25 protein-coding genes are annotated in these 26346 nt (G+C 71.9%); 15 read left to right on the top strand and 10 right to left on the bottom strand.

Annotated elements, in window-relative coordinates:
* The first annotated feature begins 8 nt into the window (after nucleotides 1-8).
* From aspS to OG738_RS41780, 4 genes are all read left to right on the top strand, one after another.
* The gene (gene aspS, locus OG738_RS41795) at nucleotides 9-1784 is read left to right on the top strand and encodes an aspartate--tRNA ligase (protein WP_329049401.1); all 1776 of its coding nucleotides are present in this window, start codon (nucleotides 9-11) and stop codon (nucleotides 1782-1784) included.
* A complete protein-coding gene (locus OG738_RS41790; RefSeq protein WP_329049399.1) occupies nucleotides 1784-2731 on the top strand; it encodes a DUF389 domain-containing protein in 948 nt (315 codons plus the stop codon). Before aspS ends, OG738_RS41790 begins: the two co-directional genes overlap by 1 nt.
* A 79-nt stretch (nucleotides 2732-2810) precedes the next feature.
* Entirely contained in the window at nucleotides 2811-3992 is a 1182-nt protein-coding gene (locus OG738_RS41785) for a phosphotransferase (protein ID WP_329049397.1), read from the top strand.
* Nucleotides 3993-4214: 222 nt separating this feature from the next.
* Nucleotides 4215-5069: an SGNH/GDSL hydrolase family protein gene (locus tag OG738_RS41780; RefSeq protein ID WP_329049395.1), complete on the top strand. Its 855-nt coding sequence runs from the start codon at nucleotides 4215-4217 to the stop codon at nucleotides 5067-5069.
* Here OG738_RS41780 and OG738_RS41775 read toward each other — a convergent pair.
* The 3 genes from OG738_RS41775 to OG738_RS41765 form a co-directional block, all read right to left on the bottom strand.
* Nucleotides 5041-5769, bottom strand: coding sequence for a metallophosphoesterase family protein (locus OG738_RS41775; protein WP_329049393.1), 729 nt, complete (start codon nucleotides 5767-5769; stop codon nucleotides 5041-5043). The genes OG738_RS41780 and OG738_RS41775 overlap by 29 nt on opposite strands.
* Nucleotides 5770-5830: 61 nt before the next feature.
* Complete coding sequence (locus tag OG738_RS41770) at nucleotides 5831-7048, bottom strand: cytochrome P450 (RefSeq protein WP_329049391.1); 1218 nt, start codon at nucleotides 7046-7048, stop codon at nucleotides 5831-5833.
* A gap of 34 nt (nucleotides 7049-7082) precedes the next feature.
* Nucleotides 7083-7778, bottom strand: a complete 696-nt coding sequence (locus OG738_RS41765; protein WP_329049390.1) for a TetR/AcrR family transcriptional regulator — start codon at nucleotides 7776-7778, stop codon at nucleotides 7083-7085.
* Nucleotides 7779-7919: 141 nt separating this feature from the next.
* On the opposite strand from OG738_RS41765, the gene OG738_RS41760 reads away from it, so the two are divergent.
* The 10 genes from OG738_RS41760 to OG738_RS41715 all read left to right on the top strand — a co-directional run bounded on the left by OG738_RS41760 (nucleotide 7920) and on the right by OG738_RS41715 (nucleotide 19296).
* Nucleotides 7920-9296 (top strand): replication-associated recombination protein A, encoded by a 1377-nt coding sequence (locus OG738_RS41760; protein WP_329049388.1) that lies wholly within the window; start codon nucleotides 7920-7922, stop codon nucleotides 9294-9296.
* A gap of 132 nt (nucleotides 9297-9428) precedes the next feature.
* Nucleotides 9429-9806, top strand: a complete 378-nt coding sequence (locus OG738_RS41755) for a VOC family protein (RefSeq protein ID WP_329049387.1) — start codon at nucleotides 9429-9431, stop codon at nucleotides 9804-9806.
* Between the two features lie 37 nt (nucleotides 9807-9843).
* Nucleotides 9844-10689, top strand: coding sequence for an NAD(P)-dependent oxidoreductase (locus OG738_RS41750; protein WP_329049385.1), 846 nt, complete (start codon nucleotides 9844-9846; stop codon nucleotides 10687-10689).
* 302 nt (nucleotides 10690-10991) lie between these two features.
* On the top strand, nucleotides 10992-11378 hold the full coding sequence (locus OG738_RS41745) for a DUF948 domain-containing protein (protein ID WP_329049384.1): 387 nt from the start codon (nucleotides 10992-10994) through the stop codon (nucleotides 11376-11378).
* The gene (locus OG738_RS41740; protein ID WP_329049383.1) at nucleotides 11375-11677 is read left to right on the top strand and encodes a hypothetical protein; all 303 of its coding nucleotides are present in this window, start codon (nucleotides 11375-11377) and stop codon (nucleotides 11675-11677) included. Before OG738_RS41745 ends, OG738_RS41740 begins: the two co-directional genes overlap by 4 nt.
* A 73-nt stretch (nucleotides 11678-11750) precedes the next feature.
* Entirely contained in the window at nucleotides 11751-14411 is a 2661-nt protein-coding gene (gene alaS, locus OG738_RS41735; RefSeq protein ID WP_329049382.1) for an alanine--tRNA ligase, read from the top strand.
* A gap of 64 nt (nucleotides 14412-14475) precedes the next feature.
* Nucleotides 14476-14904: a Holliday junction resolvase RuvX gene (gene ruvX, locus OG738_RS41730; RefSeq protein ID WP_230862612.1), complete on the top strand. Its 429-nt coding sequence runs from the start codon at nucleotides 14476-14478 to the stop codon at nucleotides 14902-14904.
* A complete protein-coding gene (gene mltG / locus OG738_RS41725) occupies nucleotides 14901-17132 on the top strand; it encodes an endolytic transglycosylase MltG (RefSeq protein WP_329049380.1) in 2232 nt (743 codons plus the stop codon). Before ruvX ends, mltG begins: the two co-directional genes overlap by 4 nt.
* Before the next feature lie 16 nt (nucleotides 17133-17148).
* Complete coding sequence (locus tag OG738_RS41720) at nucleotides 17149-17979, top strand: shikimate dehydrogenase (RefSeq protein ID WP_329057017.1); 831 nt, start codon at nucleotides 17149-17151, stop codon at nucleotides 17977-17979.
* 60 nt (nucleotides 17980-18039) lie between these two features.
* On the top strand, nucleotides 18040-19296 hold the full coding sequence (locus OG738_RS41715) for a GrpB family protein (protein WP_329049378.1): 1257 nt from the start codon (nucleotides 18040-18042) through the stop codon (nucleotides 19294-19296).
* Here the strand turns inward: OG738_RS41715 and OG738_RS41710 are convergent.
* Entirely contained in the window at nucleotides 19283-19942 is a 660-nt protein-coding gene (locus OG738_RS41710) for a TetR/AcrR family transcriptional regulator (protein ID WP_329049376.1), read from the bottom strand. The two genes, OG738_RS41715 and OG738_RS41710, sit on opposite strands and share 14 nt — an antisense overlap.
* Before the next feature lie 25 nt (nucleotides 19943-19967).
* Nucleotides 19968-20384: a hypothetical protein gene (locus OG738_RS41705; RefSeq protein ID WP_329049375.1), complete on the bottom strand. Its 417-nt coding sequence runs from the start codon at nucleotides 20382-20384 to the stop codon at nucleotides 19968-19970.
* Between the two features lie 111 nt (nucleotides 20385-20495).
* Between OG738_RS41705 and OG738_RS41700 the strand changes: the two genes are divergently transcribed.
* Nucleotides 20496-21431 (top strand): D-2-hydroxyacid dehydrogenase family protein, encoded by a 936-nt coding sequence (locus OG738_RS41700; protein ID WP_329049373.1) that lies wholly within the window; start codon nucleotides 20496-20498, stop codon nucleotides 21429-21431.
* 187 nt (nucleotides 21432-21618) lie between these two features.
* On the opposite strand, the gene OG738_RS41695 is transcribed toward OG738_RS41700, so the two are convergent.
* The 5 genes from OG738_RS41695 to OG738_RS41675 form a co-directional block, all read right to left on the bottom strand.
* The gene (locus OG738_RS41695; RefSeq protein ID WP_329049371.1) at nucleotides 21619-23103 is read right to left on the bottom strand and encodes an alpha/beta hydrolase; all 1485 of its coding nucleotides are present in this window, start codon (nucleotides 23101-23103) and stop codon (nucleotides 21619-21621) included.
* Nucleotides 23100-23915, bottom strand: a complete 816-nt coding sequence (locus tag OG738_RS41690; RefSeq protein ID WP_329049370.1) for a serine hydrolase domain-containing protein — start codon at nucleotides 23913-23915, stop codon at nucleotides 23100-23102. The genes OG738_RS41695 and OG738_RS41690 overlap by 4 nt, the downstream gene beginning before the upstream one ends.
* Before the next feature lie 81 nt (nucleotides 23916-23996).
* Nucleotides 23997-24263, bottom strand: a complete 267-nt coding sequence (locus OG738_RS41685) for an HPr family phosphocarrier protein (RefSeq protein ID WP_013224593.1) — start codon at nucleotides 24261-24263, stop codon at nucleotides 23997-23999.
* Between the two features lie 40 nt (nucleotides 24264-24303).
* Complete coding sequence (locus tag OG738_RS41680) at nucleotides 24304-25542, bottom strand: PTS transporter subunit EIIC (protein WP_329049367.1); 1239 nt, start codon at nucleotides 25540-25542, stop codon at nucleotides 24304-24306.
* Nucleotides 25539-26327, bottom strand: a complete 789-nt coding sequence (locus tag OG738_RS41675; protein ID WP_329049366.1) for a GntR family transcriptional regulator — start codon at nucleotides 26325-26327, stop codon at nucleotides 25539-25541. Before OG738_RS41675 ends, OG738_RS41680 begins: the two co-directional genes overlap by 4 nt.
* Between the last annotated feature and the right edge of the window lie 19 nt (nucleotides 26328-26346).

Here is a 26346-nt window from a genome sequence, read left to right as displayed (position 1 = left end):
CAGTCGCAGTGCTCCGCACTCACAACGCCGGCACCCTGCGTGCCGAGCAGGCCGGACAGACCGTCACCCTCACCGGTTGGGTGGCCCGGCGGCGCGATCACGGCGGCGTCATCTTCATCGACCTCCGCGACGCCAGCGGCGTCGCCCAGGTCGTCTTCCGCGAGGGTGAGATGGCCGAGCGCGCGCATGCGCTCCGCTCGGAGTTCTGTGTCAAGATCGTCGGCGAGGTCGCGAAGCGCCCCGAGGGCAACGCGAACGCCGAGATCCCCACCGGTGAGATCGAGGTCCTCGCGACCCAGCTCGAGGTCCTCTCCGAAGCCGCGCCGCTGCCGTTCCCGATCGACGACCGCGTCGACGTCGGCGAAGAGGTCCGCCTCAAGCACCGCTACCTCGACCTGCGCCGCAGCGGCCCGGCCGCGGCCATGCGGCTGCGCAGCGAGGTCAGCCGCGCCGCGCGCGAGGTACTGCACAACCAGGACTTCGTCGAGATCGAGACGCCGACGATGACCCGCTCCACCCCCGAAGGCGCGCGCGACTTCCTGGTGCCCGCCCGGCTCAAGCCCGGCTCCTGGTACGCCCTGCCGCAGTCGCCGCAGCTGTTCAAACAGCTGCTCATGGTCGGCGGCATGGAGCGGTACTACCAGATCGCGCGCTGCTACCGGGATGAAGACTTCCGCGCCGACCGCCAGCCGGAGTTCACCCAGCTCGACATCGAGATGAGCTTCGTCGAGCAGGACGACGTCATCGACATCGGCGAGCAGATCGTCTCGGCGCTGTGGAAGCTGATCGGGCACGAGATCCCGCGGCCGATCCCGCGCATCACCTACCACGAGGCGATGGCCAAGTACGGCTCCGACAAGCCGGACCTGCGCTTCGACCTCGAGATCACCGACCTGACGGAGTTCTTCGCCGACACGCCGTTCCGCGTGTTCCAGGCGCCGTACGTCGGCGCGGTCGTGATGGCCGGCGGGGCGAACCAGCCGCGCCGCCAGCTCGACGCGTGGCAGGAGTGGGCGAAGCAGCGCGGCGCGCGCGGCCTCGCGTACATCCTCGTCAACGAGGACGGCACGCTCGGCGGCCCGGTGGCGAAGAACCTGTCGGAGACCGAGCGCGAGAACGTCGCCGCCGCGGCGGGCGCGAAGCCCGGCGACTGCATCTTCTTCTCGGCCGGCAAGGCCTCGAGCACGCAGCCGCTGCTGGGCGCCGCGCGCGACGAGATCGGCAAGCGCCTCGGCCTGATCGACGAGGACGCCTGGTCGTTCGTGTGGGTCGTCGACGCGCCGCTGTTCGCGCCGGTCGAGGACATCGGCGACGACGTCGCGGTCGGCTCCGGCAAGTGGACCGCGGTGCACCACGCGTTCACCTCGCCCACCCCCGAGTGGATCGACAAGTTCGAGCAGGACCCGGGCAACGCGCTGGCCTACGCCTACGACATCGTCTGCAACGGCAACGAGATCGGCGGCGGCTCGATCCGTATCCACCGCGGTGACGTCCAGAAGCGCGTGTTCGCGCTGATGGGCCTCGGCGAGGAGGAGGCGCAGGAGAAGTTCGGCTTCCTGCTCGACGCCTTCGCGTTCGGCCCGCCGCCGCACGGCGGCATCGCGTTCGGCTGGGACCGCATCGTCATGCTGCTGGCCAAGGCCGACTCGCTGCGTGACGTCATCGCGTTCCCGAAGACCGGCGGCGGCTACGACCCGCTGACCGCGGCGCCCGCGCCGATCACGGCGCAGCAGCGCAAGGAAGCCGGCATCGACGCGAAGCCGGCCGCGCCCTCGCAGAACTAGTGCTGCACCTCAGGGCCGTGTGCCCGCCGGAGAAGACCGCCGAGGCGCTCGACATCCTGCGGGCACACGCCGGGACCGCGCACCTGATCGTGCACCGCGGCGTCGCCGTCTCGCCGGAAGGCGACCTGGTCGAGGCCGACATCGCGCGCGAGGCGGCGGACGAGATCGTGGCCGCGCTGTGCGTGCTCGAGCTCGACCACTCCGGCGGGATCACGCTCGAAGCGATCGACACGGCGCTGTCCGACGCCGCCGACGAGGCGGAGGAGGCCGCGCCGGGCGAAGGCGTGGACGCCGTCGTCTGGCAGGAGCTGCTCGCCCGCACGGGCGAGGAGTCGCGGCTCAACGTGACGTTCCTGGCGTTCCTCACCATCGCCTGCCTGCTGGCGGCGGTCGGCGTGCTGACGGACTCCGCGGTGACGATCGTCGGCGCGATGGTCGTCGGCCCGGAATTCGGGCCGCTCGCCGCGCTGGCGGTCGGGCTGGTGCTGCGGCGGTGGGACCTCGTCCGGCTCGCGGGTGCGGCGCTGGGGATCGGCTTCCCGCTGGCCATGGTCGTCACGCTGGGCGGCGCCCTGCTGGTCCGCGTGACGCACGTCTTCGGCGCACAGGCGTTCGAGCTGAAGCGCCACAGCGAGGTCGACTTCGTGTTCTCGGTCGGCGTACCGTCGCTGGTCGTGGCGATGCTGGCCGGGGCGGCCGGGATGCTCGCCATGACGTCGGCGAAGTCGGCGGCGCTCGTGGGCGTCTTCATCTCCGTGACGACGGTGCCGGCCGCGGGCTACGCGGTCGTGGCGGCCGTGGCGGGGGAGTGGAGCCGATGCGGCCAATCGGTGGGTCAGCTGCTCGTCAACCTTCTCGGAATCGTTGCAGCAGCGGCCATTGTGTTGATCGTGCGCCGGAATGGGCAACGTTCACCGGTGGGGATGCGTCCGCTTTCACGGGGATGAACCCCGGCCGGACCGGGGGCTCCTTCTTGTCCGGATGTCAGTAGTCATGGTTGCTCAGTCACGAGTAGGGTCGGTGACAATGACAGTCGACACCTCCTCCGCCGGCGACGCTGGGGTCGGGGCAGGGGCCGAGCACGCCGTAGCCGCGGCGGTCGCGGCGGGCGAGTCCGTTCTCTCGCGCCGGTTCGGCAGCGCGATCACCCTGGTCGCGCCCGAGGACCTCGCGGGCAGCGGGCCGGCGACGGTGGTCCGGGCGAGAGTGGTGTCGTCGTCCTTCGCGCTGCCGCGCACGCTGGTCGTCAAGCACTACCCGGACCAGCCGTCCTCGGGTGCCGACCCGTTCGCCCAGGAAGCGGTCAGCTACCAGCTGTTCACGGCGCTGGCGCCGGACGAGCGGATGTGCCCGGAGCTGCTCGCCCACGACGGCCGCGCCCGCGTGCTGGTGCTGGAGGACCTCGGCCGCACGCCGACACTGGAGGACAAGCTCTACGCCCGCGACTCCCGCGCGGCCGAGCGCGCGCTGCTGTCGTGGGCCCGTTCGCTGGGCCGCCTGCACGCGAGCACGGCGGGCCGCGAAGCCGACTTCAACGCGCTGCTGCGCCGACTGGGCGCCCCGGCGAGGACCGACGCCGGCGGCGTCGACGAGCTGTGCGAGCGCGTGCCGGCGGTGATCCAGGAGCGGCTGGGCATCCCGGCGCCGGACGAGGTCCTCGCGCAGGTGACGGCAGCGCTGGAGCAGTCGCGCTCGGCGGGTTTCCGCGCGTTCAGCCCGGTGGAGCTGAGCCCGGACAACAACCTCGTGACGGGCGAGAGCGTCCGCTTCCTCGACTTCGAGCACGGCTGCGTCCGGTCGGCCCTGGTCGACGCGGCGCACCTGAGGCTGCCGTTCGCGAGCTGGCCGGACGCACTGGCGCTGCCGGCGGGCATGAGCGAGGCGATGGTCGCGGTGTGGCGCGCGGAAGTGGTGGGCGTGTGGCCGGCCCTGGCCGACGACGAGGTGCTGGCGACGCACCTGACGGCCAGCGAGCTGTTGCGGGTGTGGTTCATCACGGGCGAGGAGCTGGGATCGCTGGACCTGTCCCGCCATGCCCCTCCGGTGAGCCGTGAGGCGGCTTTGGTGACCTGGTGGCGAGATTTGGCGAAGCACGCCGGGTATGTCCGGATGACGGCGGTTTCGGAGTTCGCGGCCCGAGTGGCGGCGGCTTTGGCGGCGCGGCTGGGCCCGCACGCCGACCTGGCGTTCTACCCGGCGTTCCGCTGAGGACGGCTGGTTGTGCCCGGGCCGACCATGCGTCGCTCGGTCGCCGCATCAGCAGCAGGCCGGCACCGCCCCCGGCCCGCAACCCCAGTCCGCTCGTCTTCCGGAGCTGAACTCACCCCCTGAACGGGACATTTCCGGCACCTGTGAGGTGAGCGTCAAGAATTAGGCGCCCGGTCGCGGGCGTGTTACCTCCTCCTCACCGCAGGTGAGCTTCCGTGGCCGATGGTCGTGGGCGTGACCGTGATCAGTGTCGAAGTCACTCCCTTCCCCGAACCTTCGCCCGCCCGGCCCGCGCTCGCGGCCGTGCCGCCCCTCCGGCGCGCCGAGCGGCTCGTCGTGCTCGGCGACTCCACCGCGGTCGGGCTCGGTGATCCGCTGCCCCGGCGCGGGGGCTGGCGGGGCGTCGGGCCGCTCGTCGCGGCCGCGCTCGGGGTCGAGGCCGGTGGCTACTTGAACCCGTCGTTCACCGGGGCCCGGATGCGGTGCGTGCTCACCGAACAGGTGCCCGCCGCCGTCGCGCACCGGCCCGATGTCGCGCTGCTCGTGGCCGGCATGAACGACACCCTGCGTCCGGACTTCGACGCCGCCCGGATCGCCGCCGACTTCACCGAGGTCATCCACCGGCTGCGCCAGGTGAACACCACCGTCGTCCCGGTCCGGTTCCACGACCACAGCAAGGTGTTCCGCCTCCCGCCGTCGCTCAAGCGCGCCCTCAGCGCCCGCGTCGCGGAGCTGAACGCCGCCATCGACGAGGTCGTCACCCGCGAAGGCGTCCCCTGCCTCGACCTCGACCGCCTCCCCGGCGCGTACGACCTCACGGTCTGGAGCGTCGACCGGCTGCACCCCTCGGAACTTGGCCACCGCCTGCTCGCCGACGGCTTCACGGGCCTGCTCGCCGAAGCCGGCTTCGACGTGCCCGAGCCGGTGAGCCTCACCTGCAGCGGCGGTGTCGAGCCGAGCGCCGCCGGGCACGTGGGGTGGCTGGTGCTCAAGGGCATCCCGTGGCTCTGGCGCCGCGGCCGCGAGTTCCTGCCCTACGCCGCGGTCATCATGTGGAAATCGTTCCAGGGCCGCTGAACACCCGCAGCGCCTCCGCGTCCGAAGGCGGGTTCCGGACGAAGTGGTCCGCCCACGCTTCGATGCCGGGATAGGCCGACCGCGACGCGAGAAACCGGCATGCCTCTTCGACGTCGTACGATGTGCGCCGCAGCTGGACGCCCTCGCCGAGCAACGCCCAGTGCGCACCCCTTGCGCCGTACGGCATTCCGACGCTCCCGGGGTTGACGACCAGCCGCCGGTCCACCAGCCGGGCGAACGGCATGTGCGTGTGCCCCAGCACGATCGTCGACGCCGCAACGCCGTCGAGGACCTCGGCCCAGCGCGCCAGCGGGCTGTCGACGAGCACGATTTCCGTGTCGTCGCGCGGGGTCGCGTGGCAGAACAGCACGCCGCCGAGCGTCACCGTCAGCGGCAGCGCGTCGAGCACCGGGAGATCGGCGGGACGCAGTTGTCGCGCCGCCCACGGGAAGATCGGGTCCGGGACGAACTTCCCGGTACCGTGTGCCGACGCCGCCAGTTCGCGGTCGGCGTTGCCCCGCACCCAGATCGCCCGCGACCCCAGCGCCTGCAGCCGGTCCATGGTCTCCACCGGCATCGGGCCCGCCAGCAGGTCGCCCAGCAGCACGATCCGGTCCGCCGCCTCGACGTCCGGCTCCGCGAGCACGGCCTCCAGCGCGGGGAGGACGCCGTGGATGTCCGCCAGCACCGCCACGTTCATCGGTCCACCTTCGCCGCGCGAAGCGCCCCGGGCGAGGGATTTCGCCCAGGGCGCACCCGGTTCACGCCGTGGTGAGCGGCAGCTCCCGCACGCCGGTCATGTTCGGGTTCACTTGGAACTTCGGCGGCTCACCCGGGATCGTGCGCAGTGCGGGGTAGCGGTCGAACAGGATGTTCAGCGCCACCCGGCCTTCGAGCCGGGCGAGCGGTGCCCCGATGCAGAAGTGGATCCCGCGGCCGAACGCGAGGTGCGGGTTGGGATCGCGCAGCGGGTCGAACGTGCCCGGCTCGGCGAACACGCGGTCGTCCCGGTTGGCCGCCGCCACCCAGATCATCAGCATCTGGTCCGCGGGCACGGTCACCCCGCCCAGCTCGACCTCGCGCATCGTCGCGCGCGCCACCGCCGCGAACGGCGACAGGTAGCGCAGCGACTCCTCGATCGCGGGCGGCACCAGGGCCCGGTCGGCGCGCACGCGCTCGTCCCACTCCGGGTGCGTGTCCAGGCACAGCACCGCGTTGCCGAGCAGCATCGTGGTGGTGATGTGCCCGGCCAGCAGCAGGACGTTGGCGAAGTTGACGACCTCGGTACGGGTCAGCGTCTCGCCGTCGACCTCGGCTTCGACGAGCTTCGTCAGCAGGTCCTCCCGGGGCTGCTTCCGCCGTTCGTCGACGTGCACGCCCAGGTACTCGACGAGTGCCTTCTGCCCCTCCAGGGACTTCTTGACCGCCTCCTGCCGTCCCTCGCTCTGCTCCTTCAGCGAGAACTGCTCCGAGGAGTCGAACAGCTTGTCCACCCAGCCCTTGAACAGGTACCGGTCGCTCGCGGGGACCCCCAGCAGTTCCGCGATGACGATCACCGGCAACGGGTAGGCCAGATCTTCGACCAGCTCGAGCCGCCCGGCCGAGCCCGCGGCGTCGAGCAGCTCGTTCGTCACCGCGGCGATGCGCGGTTCCAGGTCCGCGACGACCTTCGGCGTGAACGCCCGGCTGACGAGCTTGCGCATCTTGTTGTGCAGCGGCGGGTCCAGCTGCAGCAGGTTGCCCGCCCGCATCTCTTCGAAGTCGACGTCCTGGTCCGCCGTCATCTCCTTCGGGATCAGCCGGGTGGTGTCCGAGGAGTACGTCGCCGGGTCGCGGAGCACCTCTTCGGCCTCCGGGTGCCCGTAGACGTTCCAGAACCCGAGCTCCGCCGCGTGGTGCACGCGTTCCTCGGGCTGCTTCCCCCGCAGCCAGAACTGGGATTCGTGCAGGCCCCAGGTGTCCGCTTGTGTGGTGGTCATGTCCGCCCCTTCTTTCCCCTGTGCGGCCCCGGGATCAGCCGGGACCCGTGGTGGGATCGTGTGCGTAGATCCCCTTCCGGTAGCCCGAGACGAGCTCCTCGAGCGCCGAACTCAGTTCCGCCGCCACGTCCGCGACCGCCGCCGGATCGGGTTCGCCCGGCGGCTCGAACGCGGTGCGGATCAGGTGGGCGAGCGCCGCCGCCTTCTCTTCGAGGGGAACGTCCTCGAACTCGTCGGACAGCGTGTCGCCCAGGTAGAAGCCGAGCGTCGAGGCGTTGAGCGCGTAGGTCAGGTTCGGGACGTCCGAACGGACCAGCCCGCGCCGGAGCATCGCCTCCTCGAACTGCGCGCGCAGCTCGTCCTGCTGCTTGCGCAGGGCGAGGTCGCCGAGCGAGCCGAACATCTCGGCGTTGCCGCGCAGCATCGCCATCACCAGCGGGCGCCGGTGGGTGACGAGGAACGACGACGAAATCATCCGGTGCGGGAGGATCATCGACGGGTCGTCGCGGATCCATCCCAGGATCTCGTCGGTCAGGTCGGCCGACTCGCGCATCATCAGCGCCTGGAACAGCAGCTCCTTCGTGCGCCAGTGCAGGTAGACGGTGCCCTTGCCGATGCCGACCGCGCGCGCGATGTCGTCGACCGCCACCTTCCGGTAGCCCATGCGCAGCAGCAGCTCGCCCGCCGCGTCCAGGATGCGGTCGGCGCGCTCGCGGTTGGGATGGCCCATGCGTCTCCACCTGCTGGTTCGTTGAGCGTTTGACTGGTTGACCGGAATCGCACTTTCGGTCAACCAGTCACCACAACGGTAGCGCCGATCCGGAGACCGGGGCAAGTGGTTCTGTCGGTGCCGTCGGTTAACGTCATCGGTGTGGCACAGGACGAGCTCTTCACCGTGAACGCCGACATCGCGCCGCCCCCGGAGCGGACGACGTCGAACGCGGCCGGGCGGCAGGCGGATCCGGCCAGCTCGCCGCTGGCCGTGCGGATGCGGCCGCGTTCGCTCGACGAGGTCGTCGGCCAGCAGCACCTGCTGCGCGAAGGGGCCCCGCTGCGGCGGCTGGTCGAGGGCGCCGCGCCGGCGTCGGTGCTGCTCTACGGCCCGCCCGGCACGGGCAAGACGACGCTGGCCAACCTGGTCTCGATCGCGACGGGACGCCGGTTCGTCGCGATGTCGGCGCTTTCGGCGGGCGTCAAGGAGGTGCGCGGCGTCATCGAGGAGGCGCGGCGGCGCCGGCAGTACAACACCGAGAACACCGTGCTGTTCATCGACGAGGTGCACCGGTTCTCCAAGACCCAGCAGGACGCGCTGCTCGGCGCGGTCGAGGACCGTACGGTGCTGCTGGTCGCGGCGACCACCGAGAACCCGTCGTTCTCGGTCGTTTCGCCGCTGCTGTCGCGCTCGCTCGTGCTGCAGCTGCACCCGCTGACCGACGAGGACATCACCGAGCTGATCGAGCGTGCCCTGGCCGACGAACGCGGCCTCGGCGGCGAGCTGACGCTGACCGAGGACGCGCGCGCCCACGTCGTCCGGCTCGCCGGGGGTGACGCGCGGCGCGCCCTCACGGCCCTCGAAGCGGCGGCCGACGCGGCGTCGGCCACCGAGGCGAAGACGATCGACCTGGCGACCGTCGAGTCCACTGTGGACAAGGCGGCGGTCCGCTACGACCGCGACGGCGACCAGCACTACGACGTGATCAGCGCGTTCATCAAGTCGATCCGCGGGTCCGATGTGGACGCCGCGCTGCACTACCTGGCCCGGATGATCGAGGCGGGGGAGGACCCGCGGTTCCTCGCGCGGCGGCTCGTGGTGCACGCCAGCGAGGACATCGGGATGGCCGACCCGACGGCGCTGCAGGCGGCGGTCGCGGCCGCGCACGCGGTGCAGTTCATCGGCATGCCGGAGGGCAGGCTGGCATTGGCGCAGGCGACCGTGCACCTGGCCACCGCGCCGAAGTCGAACGCCGTCATCAAGGGCATCGACGCGGCGCTCGCCGACGTCCGGGCCGGCCTGGCCGGCGCGGTGCCGCCGCCGTTGCGCGACGGGCACTACGCGGGCGCGAAGAAGTTGGGCAACGCGCAGGGCTACCGCTACCCGCACGACGTCCAGGATGGGGTGCTGGCGCAGCAGTACCCGCCGGACGAGCTGGTCGGCAAGGACTACTACGAGCCCACCCAGCGCGGCGCCGAACGCACGCTCGCCGAGCGCGTCCCGAAGCTGCGCCGGACGATCCGCGGGGAGAAGTGAGCCTGGCGGAAGAAAGTCCGGGTACCTGATCACCGGGACGGGCCGCGGGAGCCAAGATCATCGGGTTTCGTAAGCTTCGCGCCTTGAGGTGGCCACGAACCCGGGGCCGCCGCGACCGCAGGAGGCGTACTCGTGCCCGCGACGCTGCAGTGCATCGTCCTGGATTGTCCGGAACCGGTGGTGCTTTCCCGTTTCTACCAGGCGCTGCTCGGTGGCGAGGTGGACCTGCCGGACCCCCGGTGGCGGGTCGACGAGGACTGGTCGACGCTGCACGTGAACGGCGTGGTCCTGGGCTTCCAGCGGTCGCTCGACTACCGGCCGCCGCGCTGGCCCGACCCCGCGTTCCCGCAGCAGTTCCACCTCGACTTCGAGGTCGACGACTTCCGGGAGTCCCACCACCAGGTCCTGGCGAACGGCGGCCGGCTGCTCGACCCCGACCTCGGCGGTCGCGGCTGGCGCGTCTACGCCGACCCGGCGGGCCACCCGTTCTGCCTCCTCGGCGACTACTGAGCGCGCGGCCGCGCCGCCTCTTGGGCACGATGGGGACATGAGCGTCGCGTTTCTCGGAACCGGAATCATGGGCGCCCCGATGGCGGCCAACATCGCGAAGGCGGGCCTCGAGGTCCGGGTCTGGAACCGGACCCGGGCGAAGGCCGAGCCCCTCGCCGACGTCGCGACGGTCGCGGATTCCGCGGCCGCGGCGGCCGAGGGCGCGGACATCCTGGTGACGATGCTCGCCGATGGACCCGCGGTGGCCGAAGCGTTCGAAGCGGCTTCGCCCGCTTCGGGCACGTTGTGGCTGCAGATGAGCACGGTCGGCCTCGACTGGACCGACCGCCTCGCCGCGGCGGCCGGCGAGGCGGGCGTGGTGTTCGTCGACGCGCCGGTGCTCGGCACGCGCCAGCCTGCCGAGCAGGCCCAGCTGCAGGTGCTGGCGTCCGGTCCGGAGGAGGCCCGCCCCGCGGCGACGCCCGTGTTCGACGCCGTCGCCGTGAAGACCCGGTGGCTCGGCCCGGCCGGGCAGGGGAGCCGCCTGAAGCTGGTGCTGAACGCGTGGGTACTCGCCCTGACCAACGCCACGGCCGAGAGCCTCGCCCTGGCCGGTGCGCTCGGCCTGGACCCGGCGCTGTTCCTGGAGACGATCAAGGGCGGCGGCCTCGACGTCGGCTACGCGCACGTGAAGGGCGCCGCGATGCTGTCCGGCGAGTACCCACCGGCGTTCCCGGCGGGCTTGGCGGCGAAGGACGCGCGCCTGGTGGTCGAGGCCGCGGGCGACGACGTCGACGTGGCGGGCGCTCGCGCGGTGCTGGCGCACCTGGAGGCGGCGGTGGACGCGGGCCACGGCGACGAGGACATGGCGGCGCTCTACCGCGCGGTCGTGAAGGGCAGCTAGCGCAACTGGGCCCGGACCACTCGCTGCACCGTCGCCGGCCGGACCGGACCGGCTCGAGTCCCGAGCGGCGCACCGCGGCCGCCGGCGCCGGCCCCGTCGTCGGATCCGCGGCGACCTCGGTGCCGCGCCCGGTCGGCGCCACTGGGCGACCGGGCCCCTCGACGTCTCCCCTCGCCCAGCTCTACCGCCTCGCCGGGGCGGGGAGCGAGGCGGTTTCCGGCCCGCGCGGGGCGACACGGTCGGGAACCCGGCCAGGCGGTAACCTCACCAGCACCCGAAACCCGTTGATCCGAGGAGGGCCCGTGTCGGCAGGGCAGATCGCCGCGTTGATCGCCGCAGGAGCATTCGTGGTGCTGGTCGTCCTGCTGGCGATCCCGCTGATCAAGCTCGGCAAGACGCTGGACGCGGCCACCGAGGCGATCGAGCGCACCAACAGCAACACCGACCCGCTGCTGATCGGCGCGAACCAGACGATCACGCACGTCAACACCCAGCTCGAGCGGGTCGACGGGATCACCTCGAACGCCCAGGCGGTCACCGGGAACGTCTCCGCGCTGGCGTCGGTGTTCACCGCGACCCTGGGCGGCCCGCTGGTCAAGACCGCGGCGCTGTCCTACGGGCTCAGCAAGGCGATCAAGGCGCGCAAGAAGAAGAGCGCGCTGAAGGCCGCGAAGAAGGCGGCCAAGTGAAGCGGCTGTTCTGGCTCGGCGTCGGCGTGGTCGCCGGCGTCGCGTTGTCCCGTAAGGCGGCCGAAACCGCTCGTCAGGCCACTCCGGCCGGGTTAGCATCGAACCTGGGCGAGGCCGTGCGCGAGCTGGCCGGTGCCGTGGGTTCGTTCGGCGCCGAGGTGCGCGCGGGCATGAGCGAGCGGGAGCAGGAGTTGCACGACATGGTCGAGGAGCGGTCGGGCGTGACACCGCCCAGCGCCGTGGGACGGCACGCGGCCGCCCGGCGCCCGGTCCGGCGAGCTCGCCGGGCGGAGGGCTGATCCGGGCCTGCCCGGACCCCTTCCGCCGTCGCCGCCGACCCCGTTCCGAACCACCCGCCACAAGGACTGACCCGTGGACACACACGAAATCACCGATCGTTTCCTGCGCCATTTCGAGGGCAAGGGCCACACGCGCGTGCCCAGCGCGCCGCTGATCCTCGACGACCCGAACCTGCTGTTCGTCAACGCCGGCATGGTGCAGTTCAAGCCGTACTTCCTCGGTGAGGCACCGCCGCCGTACCCGCGCGCGACCTCCGTGCAGAAGTGCGTGCGCACGCCGGACATCGACGAGGTCGGCAAGACCACCCGGCACAACACGTTCTTCCAGATGGCCGGCAACTTCTCCTTCGGCGACTACTTCAAGGAAGGCGCCATCGAGAACGCCTGGGAGCTGATCACCAAGCCCCAGGCCGACGGCGGCTTCGGCCTCGACCCGAACCGGATCTGGGCGACCGTCTACAACGACGACGCCGAGGCGGCCGGCCTGTGGCGCAAGCTCACCGGCCTGCCCGGCGAGCGCATCCAGGAGCGCGACGGCAAGGACAACTACTGGGACATGGGCGTGCCCGGTCCCGGCGGCCCGTGTTCGGAGATCTACTACGACCGCGGCCCGGCGTACGGCCGCGAGGGCGGCCCGGTCGCGGACGAGGACCGCTACATCGAGATCTGGAACCTCGTCTTCATGCAGGACGTCCGCGGCGACCTGAGCCCCAAGCTCGGGCACAAGCCGATCGGCGAGCTGCCGAAGAAGAACATCGACACCGGCATGGGCGTCGAGCGCGTCGCGACGATCCTGCAGGGCGTCGAGAACGTCTACGAGACCGACCTGGTGCGCCCGGTCATCGGCCGCGCGGAAGAGTTCTCGGGCCGCCACTACGGCGCGAACCACGCCGATGACGTCCGCTTCCGCGTGATCGCCGACCACGCCCGCACCGGCGTCATGCTGATCGGCGACGGCGTCACCCCGGGCAACGACGGCCGCGGCTACGTGCTGCGCCGCCTCCTGCGCCGGATCATCCGCTCCACGCGCCTGCTGGGCGTGCAGGAGCCGGTGCTGCAGGAGTTCGCGAAGGTCGTGCGCGACACGATGGGCCCGACCTACCCCGAACTCGTCAGCGGCTTCGACCGCATCAACGAGGTGGTCCGGATCGAGGAGGAGGCCTTCCTCTCGACCCTGACCAGCGGTTCGCGCATCTTCGACATGGCGGCCGAGGAGACCAAGCGCGGCGGCGGCGACGTGCTGGCCGGCGACAAGGCGTTCCAGCTGCACGACACCTACGGCTTCCCGATCGACCTGACCCTCGAGATGGCGGCCGAGCAGGGCCTGACCGTCGACGAAGAGGGTTTCCGCACGCTCATGAACGAGCAGCGCACCCGCGCGAAGGCGGACGCGGCGTCGCGCAAGACCGGCCACGGCGACCTTTCGGAGTACCGGAAGGTCCTGGAGCAGCACGGCGAGACCGAGTTCCTCGGCTACACCGACCTGCAGGCCGAGGCGAAGGTCGTCGCGCTGCTCGAAGACGGACAGCCGGTCCGCAGTGTCTCCGCGGGCAAGAAGGCCGAGCTGGTCCTCGACCGCACGCCGTTCTACGCCGAGAGCGGTGGCCAGGTCGCCGACACCGGCGTGCTGCTGGGTGACGGCGTCGAGCTGAAGGTTCTCGACGTCCAGAAGATCGTCCCGGGGCTGTTCGTACACCGCGTCGAGGTGCTCGACGGCGAGGTCGGCCTGGACACCAAGCTGACCGGCTCGGTCGACGCGCACCGCCGCCTGTCCATCGAGCGCTCGCACTCCGCCACCCACCTGGTGCACGCGGCCGTCCGCGGCGCGTACGGCAAGCGCGCGGCGCAGGCGGGTTCGCTGAACTCGCCGGGCCGCATGCGGTTCGACTTCACCACGCCGGGCTCGGTGTCGGCGGACGTGCTGACCGAGGTCGAGCAGGAGGTCAACGACTACCTGCAGACCAACGTCGAGGTGCAGAGCTTCACCACGACCAAGGACAAGGCGCTCGAGCTGGGCGCGGTCGCGCTGTTCGGCGAGAAGTACGGCAACGACGTCCGCGTGGTCGACATGGGCGAGTACTCCCGCGAGCTCTGTGGTGGCACGCACGTCGACCGGATCGGCCAGCTCGGCCTGGTCAAGCTGGTCTCCGACGCCTCCATCGGCTCGGGCGTGCACCGCGTCGAGGCGCTCGTCGGCGGCGACGCGCTGAAGTACGTCCGCAAGGAGCAGTTGCTGGTTTCGCAGCTGGCGAACACCTTCAAGGTGCCGTCGGAGGAGCTGCCGGGCCGCATCGAGGACGTCCTGACCCGGCTGAAGAACGCCGAGAAGGAGATCACGCAGCTCAAGACCCAGCAGGTGCTGGGCTCGGCGGGCTCGCTGCTCGACAAGGCCCAGGACGTCAACGGCGTCACGGTGGTGGCCGAGGTCGTCCCGGACGTCGACGGCAACGGCCTGCGCGCGCTCGCCTCCGACATCCGCGGCCGGCTCGGCTCGCGGCCCGGCGTGGTGGCGCTGTTCTCGCCGGCCGGCGAGAAGCTGAGCTTCGTCGTCGCGACGACCAAGGCGGCCCAGGAGCAGGGCATCGCCGCGGGCAAGCTCGTGCCGTCGTTCGCCGAAAAGATCGGCGGCCGCGGCGGAGGCAAGCCCGACATGGCCCAGGGCGGTGGCACGAACCCGGCCGGTGCGGCTGAGGCGGTCATGGCCCTCCGTTCGGCGATCGCCGGCATTGGTTAACCGCGGAAACCGCGGCCCGGATCGCCCTGGCAAGGACGATCCGGGCCGCGGCCGTCGGCTCGGAGTGGATGTCGGATCCGTCCGGGTCGGGGTGGCGCTGAGCGATCCGGCCCCCGTGCTCGCCTCGCCATTGGTTACCCTCTCCCGCGATGCGACCGACGACAGTGATCTGGACCAGCTGGCCGCCCTCGTCACCGAGCACGAGGTGGTCGAGGTGATCGTGGGCCTGCCGCGAACGCTCGCCAACCGGCAGGGTCCGGCGGCCGAGCTGGCGATCGCGTATTCTGAACGCCTGGCCGGGCGCGTCGCGCCCGTGCCGGTCCGGCTGGGCGACGAGCGGCTGACCACGGTCACCGCATCCCGCATCCTCTCCCAGCGCGGGGTCAAAGGCCGCAAGCAGCGTGCGGTGGTCGACCAGGCCGCCGCCGTCGAGATCCTGCAGGCCTGGATCGACGCCGCCGCTGCGCACCGCGCCCGGGAGGGAGACCGATGAACGAGCAGCCACCTGAGCCCCCACGCGGGCGCAGGCGACTCCGCGAACCGGGACCGGACGCCCCGCCGTCCCGGCCCGCACCGCGTCGCGCCGACCCGCGTGACCCCCACGCGAGCGGGTACCAGGAGCTTCCGCAGCCCTCGCGGCACAGCGGCTCGCACGAGCTGCCGCAGCCGTCGCGCCGGGCGCGGCCCGAGCCGGGCTACGACCCGCGCCGGGACGCGCCGCCGTCCGGCCGCCGTCGCCGCCTCGAGCCGCCGGGCACGCTGCCCCCGGCCGACGAAGACTTCGATCCCCAGGCCCAGCAGGCCGCGCCGGCCCGGGCCGCCCGCGCCCGCCACGGCCTCGACGAGGGAGCCGCCGACGGACCGGCCCCGCGCCGCCGCCGCGCGGCCCCGGAACCCGCTGACGCCGAACTCCGGCGCCACCGCCCGGCCCAGGAGGCCGAGGCGCCGCGTCGTCGCCGTCCGGCGCCGGAGCCGGAGGAACCCCGGCGGCGTCGGCCGAGCCCGGACGAGCTGGCCGAGGCCGACGCGGCGCGCCGGCACCAGGCGATGCTCGACCTGGAAGAGGCCGCCGAAGCGCAGGCCGCCCGCCTCCGCGGCGCGCCGGACGACGGTCAGGTCCCGCGCCGCGCCCGCGGCGGTTCGGACGAGGTCGTCGACCTCGCCCGGTTCCGGTCCGACGAGCCGGCCGAACCTCCGCCGGGCCGGCGTCGCGCCGCTCCCCACCCGGGTGAAGCCGATTCGCGACGGCGACGCGCGGCGCCGGACCCCGACGCCGCGCCCGACCCCCGCCCGGAAGCCCCGCGGCGGTCCCGCCAGCCGGGTGACCCGTCTGTCGGCGTGCCCGAACCCGGTGCGGAGCCGCCGCGACGCCGTCGCCCGCCGCCCCCGCCGGTGCGCGACGAGCCGGTGACCGACATCATCCCCGCGCAGGCCCCGCCGCCTCCGGCCGAGCCGGCGCACGACGAGCCCGAAGAGTTCTTCGCCGAGGGCGACGAGTACGCCGAGTACGAGGACTACGACGAGTACGCCGACGACTACGCGGACTACGACGAGGCCGAGTACGAAGACGAGTACGAGGAAGAGCCGGAGAAGCCCCGCAAGAAGAAGGGCAAGCGCGCCCTCGGCTGGGTCGCCGCGCTCGTGGTGATCGTGCTGCTCGCGGGCGGTGCGTACTACGGCTTCACCAAGATCTTCGGCTACGACGACTTCGAGGGCTCCGGCGACGGCGACGTGCTGTTCCAGGTCGACGACGGCGACTCGACGTCGGCGATCGGCGCGAAGCTCGCCACGGCGGGCGTCGTCGCCAGCAGCAAGGCGTTCGTCAAGGCCGGTGAGGACAACCCGAAGCTCGCCCGGATCCAGCACGGCTTCTACGTGATGAAGACGCACATGTCCGGTGCCGCGGCGGTCGACCGGATCGTGTCGCCCGACGCGCGCGTCGGGCAGCTGGAGATCCGGCCGTACACCCAGTTCGACGACATCACCCAGCCCGACGGCAAGGTCACGCCCGGCGTGTACAGCCTGATGGCGAAGGCGTCGTGCGCGCAGATCGACGGCAAGAGCACCTGCGTCAAGGCCGACGACCTGCGCAAGGTCGTCGAGGGGGCGGACCTCAAGACGCTCGGCGTGCCGGACTGGGCGGTCGAGCCCGCGAACAAGGCCGACCGCAAGGACCGCAGGCTCGAGGGCCTGATCGCGCCGGGCCTCTACGACGTCCGGCCCGGGGCGTCCGCGCAGGAGATCATCGGCCAGCTGGTGCGCAGCTCCGCCGAGGCGATCCAGAACGCCGGCCTGAGCGCGCAGTCGACCGGGCCGGGGATGACGCCGTACCAGACGCTGATCATCGCGTCGATCATCGAGCGCGAAGCGGTGAAGGCCGACTTCGGCAAGCTCTCGCGGGTGATCTACAACCGGCTGGCCATCAACATGCGGCTGCAGATGGACTCGACGGTCAACTACGTGCTGGACCGCCCGACCCTGGCGACCAACGACAACGACCGGAACCAGCCCGGGGCCTACAACACCTACAAGAACGCCGGCCTGCCCCCGACGCCGATCTCGGTGCCGAGCGCCGACGCGATCCAGGCCGCGGTGCACCCGGTGGCCGGCGACTGGGTGTACTTCGTCAAGTGCGAGAAGAACGGCCTGTCCTGCTTCGCCGTCTCGTTCGACGACCACAAGGCCAACGTCAAGCTGGCCCAGCAACGTGGTGTCATCTGAGCCCCGCCGCGCCGCCGTGCTGGGGAAGCCGGTGGCGCACTCGCTGTCGCCGGTGCTGCACGGCGCCGCGTTCGCCGCGCTCGGCCTGACCGGCTGGACGTACGAGCGCATCGAGACGAGCGCGGAGGAGTTGCCCGGCCTGGTCGCCGGCCTCGGCCCGGAGTGGGCCGGGCTCTCGGTCACCATGCCGGGCAAGCGCGCGGCGCTGGACCACGCGGACGAGGTGACGCCGCGCGCGGCCGCCGTCGGCGCGGCCAACACCCTGGTCCACACCGCGGAGGGCTGGCTCGCGGACTGCACCGACGTCGAGGGCGTCACCGGAGCGCTGCGGGCGGCGGGCGGCTACGAGCCGTCGCCGTCGGACGTCGCGGTCGTGCTCGGCGCGGGCGGTACGGCGGCCGCTGCGGTCGTCGGGCTCGCGGCGCTCGGCGTGCGGCAGGTGCGCCTGGTCGTGCGCGATCCCGCGCGGGCCGGCGAAACCCTCGACGCGGCGAAGCGGGCTTCGCTCGACGTGGACGTGCTTCGCTGGGCCGAGACGGACTTCGCGGCGCTGACTGCCGAAGCGGCGGTGCTGGTGAACACGGTGCCGCCGGAGGCGGTCGTCCCGCACGTGGCCGACCTCGCGGGGGTCGCGCACGTCCTCGACGTCATCTACCACCCGTGGCCGACGCCGCTCGCCGAAGCCGTCGCGGCGCGCGGCGGCCGGCTCGCGACGGGGCTGGACATGCTGCTGCACCAGGCGTTCGGGCAGGCCGAGCACTTCACCGGCCGTCCGGCTCCGCGGGCGGCGATGCGCGACGCCCTGCGCGAAGCGACCGGGAACCTGCTCCCGCTGCCGATCAGCTGAAAATCGCTTGCCCGCGTTGATATTCTGGTCGACTGCCTTGACGAAGGGGGTTCTACCGGAATGACCAGTCAGGAAGCGTTGAGCGACGGCGAGATCCAGGCGGGCTGGGTGGCCGGCGACGCGCCGCAGCTCGAGTCCACGGTCCTGCTCGTCGACTACGACCCGGAGTGGCCGGAGCTCTTCGAGCGCGAAGCCGACCGGATCCGCGGCGCGCTCGGGGAGCGCGTGCTCGTCCTCGAGCACGTCGGCTCGACGTCGGTGCCGGGCCTGTGCGCCAAGCCCTGTATCGACATCGTCCTCGAAGTGCCCGATTCCGACGACGAGGACGCCTACCTGCCCGCGCTGGAGGCCGCGGGCTACCGGCTCGTGATCCGCGAGCCGGACTGGGAGAAGCACCGCTGCTTCAAGGGCCCGGACACGAACGTCAACCTGCACGTGTACTCGCCGGGCAACGGGCAGACGCCGCGCTACCGCCTCTTCCGCGACCGGATGCGCGCCCACCCGGAAGAGCGCGACCTCTACGCGGCCAAGAAGCGCGAGCTGGCCGCGAAGGAGTGGAAGTACGTCCAGAACTACGCGGACGCCAAGACCGAGGTGATCGACGAGATCATCGGCCGCGCGCGGGCCGAGCAGTACGACGGCTACAGCGAGGCCTACGCGGCGCACGCGGGGAAGTCCGTCACCAACGCCCTCTACGACCGGCCGGCGATCCTCGACCTGGCCGGCGACGTCGACGGCAAGCGCGTGCTCGACGTCGGCTGCGCGGCCGGGCACCTGAGCGCGCTCCTGGCCGGGCGGGGCGCGGACGTCCTCGGCGTGGACGCGAGCGCGGGCATGGTCGCCGTGGCGCGCCGGGAGTTCGGCGACGTCGCCCGCTTCGAGCAGGCCGACGTCTCCCGGCCGCTGGACCTCGCGGACGGTTCGATCGACGTCGTCACGGCGTCGCTCGTGCTGCACTACCTGAAGGACTGGGCCGCCACCCTGGCCGAGTTCCGGCGGGTCCTGCGGCCGGGCGGGGTGCTCGCGTTTTCGGTGCACCACCCGGGCGAAGACTGGCACTGGTTCGGCAAGGACGACTACTTCCAGGTCGAACTGCTCGAAGACGACTTCGGCCTCGACGGGAAGCCGCACCCGGTCCGCTTCTACCGGCGCCCGCTGAGCTGGACGTTCGCCGCGGTCCGCGACGCCGGCTTCGCGGTCGACCGGCTCGTCGAGCCGATGCCGGCCCCCGAGGCGGCCGAAGCCGATCCGAAGTGGGCACACACCCTGCGCACCCGGCCGCGGTTCCTCTACTTCCGGGCGGTCAGTCCCGCTTAGCGAGGTCCTGGATGAGGTCGACGATCTCCCGGCTGACCGGGCGGAACACCCGCAGCCGGGAGAGCGCGGCCAGCCGGGCGAGCAGCGGGACGCTGCGCTCCACCAGCATCCGGCTGCGCTTCTGGCCGCCGGAGCGGTCGTGGACCCAGAACAGCACCACGCCCATCTGGTAGAGCCAGAGCAGCTCGGGCAGCTGCGCGCGCAGTTCCGGGTCGAGCTTGACGTCGGAGCCGTCGACGACCTCGCGCATGAGGCCGATCGACGCCTCGCGGGCGGCCGAGGAGTCGACGCTGAACGGGCTCAGCGGCGACTCCGGGTCGGCCGCGTTGACGAAGAACTGCGTGCCGAAGCGGTGGTAGGGCTCGGCGATGTCCAGCCAGCACAGCAGCACCGTCTTCAGCCGGGCGGCGAACGCGGTCTCGCCGTCCATCAGACCGCGGGCGGTGTCGAGGTGCTGCCGGGCGATCTCGTCGTAGAAGCCCTGGATCAGCTGTTCCTTCGACGAGAAGTAGTAGTAGGCGTTCCCGACGGAGACGCCCGCTCCGGCGGCGATCGCGCGCATCGTCGTGCGGTCGTAGCCGTTCTCGGTGAACAGCCGCATCGCGGTCGTGACGATCAGGGACCGCGTTTCCTCGCTCTTGGCCACGTGCGGCACGTTAGCGCCGGACACGTCAGGGCGTGGGGAAGGGCGGGGCCTGCGGCATGCCGGGGTAGGGCAGCGGGGCCGGCTGCGGCGCGGGCGGGGCCAGGTGCCGGCGCCGGATGCCGTTGAAGACCAGCACGTTGACCAGGTGCATCGCGCCGAGGATCAGCGCGACGACGCCGACCTTCACCGAGAGCAGCTCGAACACCTCCCGCGCGGTGGGCACCTCGGCGTGGCTGGTCAGGAAGAGCGTCACGAAGCCGAGGCTGATCAGGTAGAAGCCGACGACCAGGAGCTGGTTGACGGCGGTGGCGAGGCCGGGGCTGTCGGCGAAGACCTCGGCGAGGAAGGCGCGCCCGTGCTTGCTGAGCGTCCGGGCCACCAGCACGGTCAGCGGGATGCTGATCAGCAGGTAGAGGACGTACGCCACGACTATGCGGTCCATGGTTCCTCCTGTTTTGAACGTGTTCAAGAAGCACTGTAGCGCTACTTTTGAACGTGTTCAAGAGGGTTGGGTCACCTCGCCGCCCACGGGCGCCGCCACTACGGTGAGGTCATGCGGATCGCGATTCTCGACGACTACCAGGACGTCGCCCTGACCTTCGGCGACTGGGACTCGCTCAAGGCCGACATCACGGTCTTCACCGAGCCGCTCACCGACGTCGTGGTGCAGCTGCAGGGCTTCGACGTGATCGTCGCGATGCGCGAGCGCACCCGGTTCCCGGCCGAGGTGTTCGACCGGCTGCCCGACCTCGAGCTGCTGGTCAGCACCGGCCCGCGCAACGCCGCCATCGACGTGGCCGCCGCGCAGCGCAACGGCGTCGTCGTGGCCAAGACGGGGTACCTCGGCGAGCCGACCGCCGAGCACACGTGGGCGCTGATCCTCGCCGCGTCGCGGAACCTGCCGCAGGAGTTCCGGTCCATGCGCGAAGGCGGCTGGCAGACGACCGTCGGCACCATGCTGCACGGCAAGACCCTCGGCCTGCTCGGCCTCGGCAGGCTCGGGGCGGGCGCGGCGAAGATCGGGCAGGCCTTCGGCATGGAGACCATCGCCTGGAGCCAGAATCTCACCCGGGAGAAGGCCGAGCCGCACGGCGTCACCGCGGTGTCCAAAGAGGAGCTGTTCGCCCGCTCGGACGTGCTCTCGATCCACCTCGTGCTCAGCGGGCGCACCCGCGGCCTGGTCGGTGCGGCCGAGCTCGCCGCGATGAAGCCGTCCGCGTTGCTGGTGAACACCTCGCGCGGCCCGATCGTCGACGAGGCCGCGCTGGTGGACGCGCTGCGGCGCAAGGTGATCCGGGCGGCGGCGCTGGACGTCTACGACACCGAGCCGTTCCCGGCCGACCATCCACTGAGGACGATGGACAACGCGGTGCTGACCCCGCACCTCGGGTTCGTCGCCCGGGAGACCTACGAGATCTTCTACGGCGACGCGGTCGAGGACATCGCGGCCTTCCAGGCGGGGAACCCGATCCGGCTCATGACGGGGTAAGGCGTGCGGCCCGCCGGGGCCCGAGGTCCCCGCACCGGCCCGGCGGCGGGCCCGCACGAGAACCATGACACCACCCGCGGATCACGCCGGGCAGGGTCTTTGGACCCTGCCGCCGTCGGCCGTTCGGCTGAACGGCGCGCCCCCGCGGGTCGTGAGTGAGAAACAGGGTCAGCACACTGTTTCTCACTCACGAGAACGGGACCGCGTCCGGCGCGCAGGTCGTGCCTTCCGCCGGTGCCGCCAGGTCCGTGAGGTACCGCGTCAGGGCCGCCGAGGCGCACGCGCTGGGCGCGTCGAGTGATGTGTGGCCGTACCCGTCGACGACCAGCACCCGGCCGTCGCCCAGCTCGGCCGCCGTCGCCTGCGCGTTGTGCAGGGGTGTCGCCGGGTCGAACCGGTTGTTCAGCACCACGACCGGGTTCTTCCGCGCCCGGTTCCATGGCCCCGGATAGCGGTCTTCGTCGCGCGCCGGCCAGCCGACGCACTGCGCCATGGAGAACACCGAGCCCAGCCCGAAGTACGGCTGACGCGCGCTTTCCCGGGCGGCGAGGGCCGCGTAGTCCGCGGGAGACGCCGGGTTGTCGCTGTCGACGCACTGGACGGCGAGGAAGGCGGGGGAGTGCGTCGGCACGTACGGGTCGAGCACCGGCGCGGCCGGTCCCGGATCCGCCGGCATCGCGGAAAGGGTCTGGGCGAGCCGTTTCCACCGCCCCGACTGGTACAGGGCGCTGTCGACGGTCTTCATCAGCGAGCCGACGCCCGTGCTGCGCGACGCGTGCGCGAAGACCCCGGCGAACCTCGCTTTCGGGTCACCCGCCGAGAACGCGCACTTCGGGCCGGCCGCGGCGCACACCGCGAAGAACTGCTCCAGCTCCTGCTGTTGCGCCCCGGCGACGTCGGCGCGGACGTCGACGGGCTCCTTCTCCTGGCCGGGCTGCCCGGTGGCGTTGGCGGCCAGGTCGAGCGTGCCGTCGAGGGTCATCGCGCGGACCTTGTCCGGGAACAGGTTCGCGTACGTGCCACCCAGGTACGTGCCGTAGGAGTAGCCGTAGAAGTTCAGCGCGGGGTCGCCGACGGCCTGGCGCAGCAGCTCCAGGTCCCGGGCCACGTTCGCCGTCGACAGGTGGCTCAGCAGCGCGCCCGACCCGGCGGCGCAGGCCTTGCCCAGCGCCGCGCTCGCCGCGAAGTACGCGTCCGGCTGCCGCAGCGGCGAACCGGGCGCGGGCGCGTGGTCGGCGCCGGGACAGCTGATCGGCGCCGACCCGCCGATCCCGCGCGGGTCGAAGCTCACCAGGTCGAAGCGGGCGCGCAGCTCGGGCGGATAGCGGTCGGCGAACCGCGTCAGCTCGCCGACGCCGTCGGTGCCCGGGCCGCCGAAGTTGAAGAACAGCGAGCCGAGCCGCCGTCCCGGATCGCTCGCCGGCAGCCGGATCACCGAGAGCGTGAGCGCGGGGCCCTTCGGCTCGCGGTAGCTCAGCGGCACGGCCGCCGGGGCGCACTGGAACTTCCCGTGGCACGGCGTCCAGCGCAGCGCCGGCACGGCGGCACCGTTCGTGCCGAGTGCCGGCGGGGCCTCGGCGGCGGCCGGGGACGACGACGGGGGAGCGGGCGCCGCCGCCGGGGCACCGCACGCGGCGAGCAGGAGCGCCACGGCGGCGAGGAGGGCCTTCACGCGCTCAATTCCGCCAGCACGGCGTCGGTGTAGCGCGGCCAGACCTCGGCGGCCCACGGGCCGAACGCGCGGTCGGTCAGCGCGACGCAGGCCGCGCCCGCGGCCGGGTCGACCCAGAGGAACGTGCCCGACTGGCCGAAGTGCCCGAACGTCCGCGGGGAGCTGTGCGCGCCGGTCCAGTGCGGGCTCTTGTGGTCGCGGATCTCGAAGCCGAGCCCCCAGTCGTTCGGCTTCTGGTGCCCGAACCCGGGCAGCACGCCCGACAGGCCGGGGAAGACGACGTTCGTGGCCTCGGCGACGGTCGCGGGGTCGAGCAGCTGGGGCGCCTGCAGCTCGGCGGCGAACGCGACCAGGTCGTCCACAGTGGACACCGCGCCGGACGCGGGCGAGCCGTCGAGCGTCGTGTTCGTCATGCCCAGCGGGGCGAACAGCGCTTCGGCCTGGTACTGCGCGAAGGGGATGCCGGAGTGCTCGGTGAGTGCGTCGGCCAGCTCTTCGAACCCGGCGTTGGAGTAGAGCCGCCGCGTGCCCGGCTCGGCCATCGCCTTGTGCGCGTCGAAGGCGAGCCCGGAGGTGTGGGCGAGCAGGTGGCGGACCGTGGCGCCCTCCGGCCCGGCGGGCGTGTCCAGCTCGACGACACCCTCTTCGACCGCGATGAGCGCGGCGTAGGCGGTCAGCGGCTTGCTGACCGAGGCCAGCCGGAACCGCCGCGCGGTGTCGCCGTGGCTGCCCACGACACTGCCGTCGGCGGACACCACGGCCGTCGCGGCGTTGTCCGCCGGCCACTCGTCGATCAGGCGCACGCTCTCCATGCGCCCACCCTACGAAACGCCGCGAAGGCCCCCGCACCGGTGTCGGGGACCGGTGCGAAGGCCTTCGCGGGTTTCGCTGTGTCAGGCGTCGAGGTCGGTGGCGACCAGCTGGGCGACCGCTTCCACGGCCTCCTCGGCACCCTCGCCCTCGGCGCTGATCACGACCTCGTCGCCGTAGCCGGCGGCGAGCGTCATCAGGTTGAGCACGCTGCCGGCGGCCACCGGGCTCCCGCCGGCCTTGGCGATCTGCACCGCGACGGGCTGCGCCGCGGCCGCCTTCGCCACCAGCGCGGCCGGCCTGGCGTGCAGGCCCACCTTGCTCGCCACGGCGACGCGTTTCTCCGGCATGTTCGTCCTCTCGCTACGGGGATCTACGTCGGTACGGAGTTTACTTCGCGGCGGTCGACTCGAGGTCCGACTCGATCGAGTCGTCCTCGCGGCCCGGCGTCTTCAGGTTCCACTTGGTGATCGCGAAGCGGAACACCACGTAGTAGATCACCGCGTACACCAGGCCCATCACGATGAGGATCCAGGTGTTGTGGGCCGCCTTCGAACTCGAGTTGAGCGCGAAGTCGATCGCGCCGGCCGAGAACGAGAAGCTCAGGTGCACGTTCAGCAGGTTGGCGATCGCCAGCGAAAGGCCGGTCATCACCGCGTGGAAGATGTAGAGCGGCCACGCGACGAACATGAACGAGAACTCGATCGGCTCGGTGACACCGGTGATGAACGAGGTCAGCGCGGCCGCGATCATCACACCGCCGACGACCTTCTTCTGCGCCGGGCGGGCGGTCTGCCAGATCGCCAGCGCCGCCGCGGGCAGCGCGAACATGAAGATCGGGAAGAAGCCCGTGGTGAAGGCACCGGCGTTCGGGTCGCCGTTGAAGAAGTTGGTGATGTCACCGCCCTTGAAGATGAACCAGACCGGCACGTTGATCAGCTGGTGCAGGCCGACCGGGATCAACAGGCGGTTGAGCAGGCCGTAGATGCCGCCACCGACGACGGGGGCGCCGGTGACCGCGTCGCCGATGTTCTCGATGCCGGTGTTCACGTACTTGAAGAGCAGGCCGAAGATCACGCCGAGGATCAGCAGCGCGAAGGCGGTGATGATCGGGACGAACCGGCGGCCGCCGAAGAACGCCAGGTAGGCGGGCAGCTTGATGCGGTGGTAGCGCTGCCACAGCACGGCCGCGACCAGGCCGACGACGACACCCGCGAGCACCGAGTACGGCCACTTGATGGGCGCCAGCTCGAAGCCGCCGTTCGGCTTGTAACCGGGCAGGTCCTTCAGCGGGGCGAACACCTGGATGACGCTGGTGAACACGAAGAAGCCGACGACCGCGGCGACACCGGTGGAGCCGTCGCCCTTGCGGGCGAAGCCGACCGCGATGCCCACCGCGAAGAGCAGCGGCAGCCAGTTGAACAGCGAACCGCCGGCGGCGCCGAGGACGGCCGCGACCTTGTCCCAGCCGAGGCCGTCCTTGCCCAGCAGGTCGTCCTGGCCGAGACGCAGCAGCAATCCGGCGGCCGGGAGGGTGGCGATGGGGAGCATGAGGCTGCGGCCGAAGCGCTGAAGACCGGCGAGACCGCCTCCGCTCTTCTTCGCCCCCTCCGCGGTGGTCGAACTCATCTGGATCCTCCATAGTGGGGTGGTTGACCGGGTTCCGGGGTGTTCCGGTCCAACTGCATGGTCACCTGGTAGTGATCTCCCCGGTACCAGGACGTGATGTCTTCGATCGGGTCGCCGTTGGCGCTGGAGACCCGGCGGAACACGAGCAGGGGACTGCCGGCACGCATGCCGAGCAGCCGGGCCGTTTCGCGGTCCGCTCCTTCGGCCCAGACCGTCTGCCACGCCTGGTCGGGACGCACGTCGTACGTCTCGGCCAGCTGCGCGTAGATGGACTGGGTCAGGTCGAGCTCGAGCAGGCCGGGAGCCCGGCCCGCGTGGTACCAGCCGCGTTCGACGGCCAGGGGCACGCCGTCGGCGTGGCGCAGCCGCACGAGGTGGTGTGCGGTGGCGCCCTCGGCGAGGCCGAGGGCGTGCGCCGAGGCGGTGGGCGGGACCTCGGTGGCCGCGGAGACCACCTCGGTCGTCGGGGTGAGCCCCCGCCTCCGCATGTCGTCGGTGAACGACATGAGGTACAGCTGCAGCTCCATCCGCCGGGCGGCGGTGAAGGTGCCCTTGCCGCGGACCCGGGCGAGCAGGCCCTCTTCGACCAGCTTGCCGATCGCCGATCTGACCGTGAGCCGCGACACGCCGTAGCGCTGGGCGAGCTCGCGTTCCGACGGGATCGGCGCACCCGGCGGGAGTTCCCGTTCCACCGTGCGGCGGAGGATCTCCCGCAGCTGGGCGTGCTTGGGCGTGGGCCCGTTGACGACCCGGTCGGGTGGCGGGACGTGCGCGGCCGCGCTCATCGGCGTCACCCTCCTCGTT

It is taken from the genome of Amycolatopsis sp. NBC_01488 (genome assembly GCF_036227105.1).
GTDB lineage: Bacteria > Actinomycetota > Actinomycetes > Mycobacteriales > Pseudonocardiaceae > Amycolatopsis.
Note: the sequence above shows the minus strand (reverse complement) of the source record. Positions and strands in the feature narration are given on the sequence as shown.

Excerpts from the sequence above, each read along its gene's own strand:
- OG738_RS41785 (WP_329049397.1), top strand. The coding sequence starts at position 2,811 with ATGACAGTCGACACCTCCTCCGCCGGCGACGCTGGGGTCGGGGCAGGG.
- OG738_RS41780 (WP_329049395.1), top strand. The coding sequence starts at position 4,215 with ATGGTCGTGGGCGTGACCGTGATCAGTGTCGAAGTCACTCCCTTCCCC.
- OG738_RS41775 (WP_329049393.1), bottom strand. The coding sequence starts at position 5,769 with ATGAACGTGGCGGTGCTGGCGGACATCCACGGCGTCCTCCCCGCGCTG.
- OG738_RS41770 (WP_329049391.1), bottom strand. The coding sequence starts at position 7,048 with ATGACCACCACACAAGCGGACACCTGGGGCCTGCACGAATCCCAGTTC.
- OG738_RS41765 (WP_329049390.1), bottom strand. The coding sequence starts at position 7,778 with ATGGGCCATCCCAACCGCGAGCGCGCCGACCGCATCCTGGACGCGGCG.
- OG738_RS41750 (WP_329049385.1), top strand. The coding sequence starts at position 9,844 with ATGAGCGTCGCGTTTCTCGGAACCGGAATCATGGGCGCCCCGATGGCG.
- mltG (WP_329049380.1), top strand. The coding sequence starts at position 14,901 with ATGAACGAGCAGCCACCTGAGCCCCCACGCGGGCGCAGGCGACTCCGC.
- OG738_RS41715 (WP_329049378.1), top strand. The coding sequence starts at position 18,040 with ATGACCAGTCAGGAAGCGTTGAGCGACGGCGAGATCCAGGCGGGCTGG.
- OG738_RS41705 (WP_329049375.1), bottom strand. The coding sequence starts at position 20,384 with ATGGACCGCATAGTCGTGGCGTACGTCCTCTACCTGCTGATCAGCATC.
- OG738_RS41700 (WP_329049373.1), top strand. The coding sequence starts at position 20,496 with ATGCGGATCGCGATTCTCGACGACTACCAGGACGTCGCCCTGACCTTC.
- OG738_RS41690 (WP_329049370.1), bottom strand. The coding sequence starts at position 23,915 with ATGGAGAGCGTGCGCCTGATCGACGAGTGGCCGGCGGACAACGCCGCG.
- OG738_RS41685 (WP_013224593.1), bottom strand. The coding sequence starts at position 24,263 with ATGCCGGAGAAACGCGTCGCCGTGGCGAGCAAGGTGGGCCTGCACGCC.
- OG738_RS41680 (WP_329049367.1), bottom strand. The coding sequence starts at position 25,542 with ATGAGTTCGACCACCGCGGAGGGGGCGAAGAAGAGCGGAGGCGGTCTC.
- OG738_RS41675 (WP_329049366.1), bottom strand. The coding sequence starts at position 26,327 with ATGAGCGCGGCCGCGCACGTCCCGCCACCCGACCGGGTCGTCAACGGG.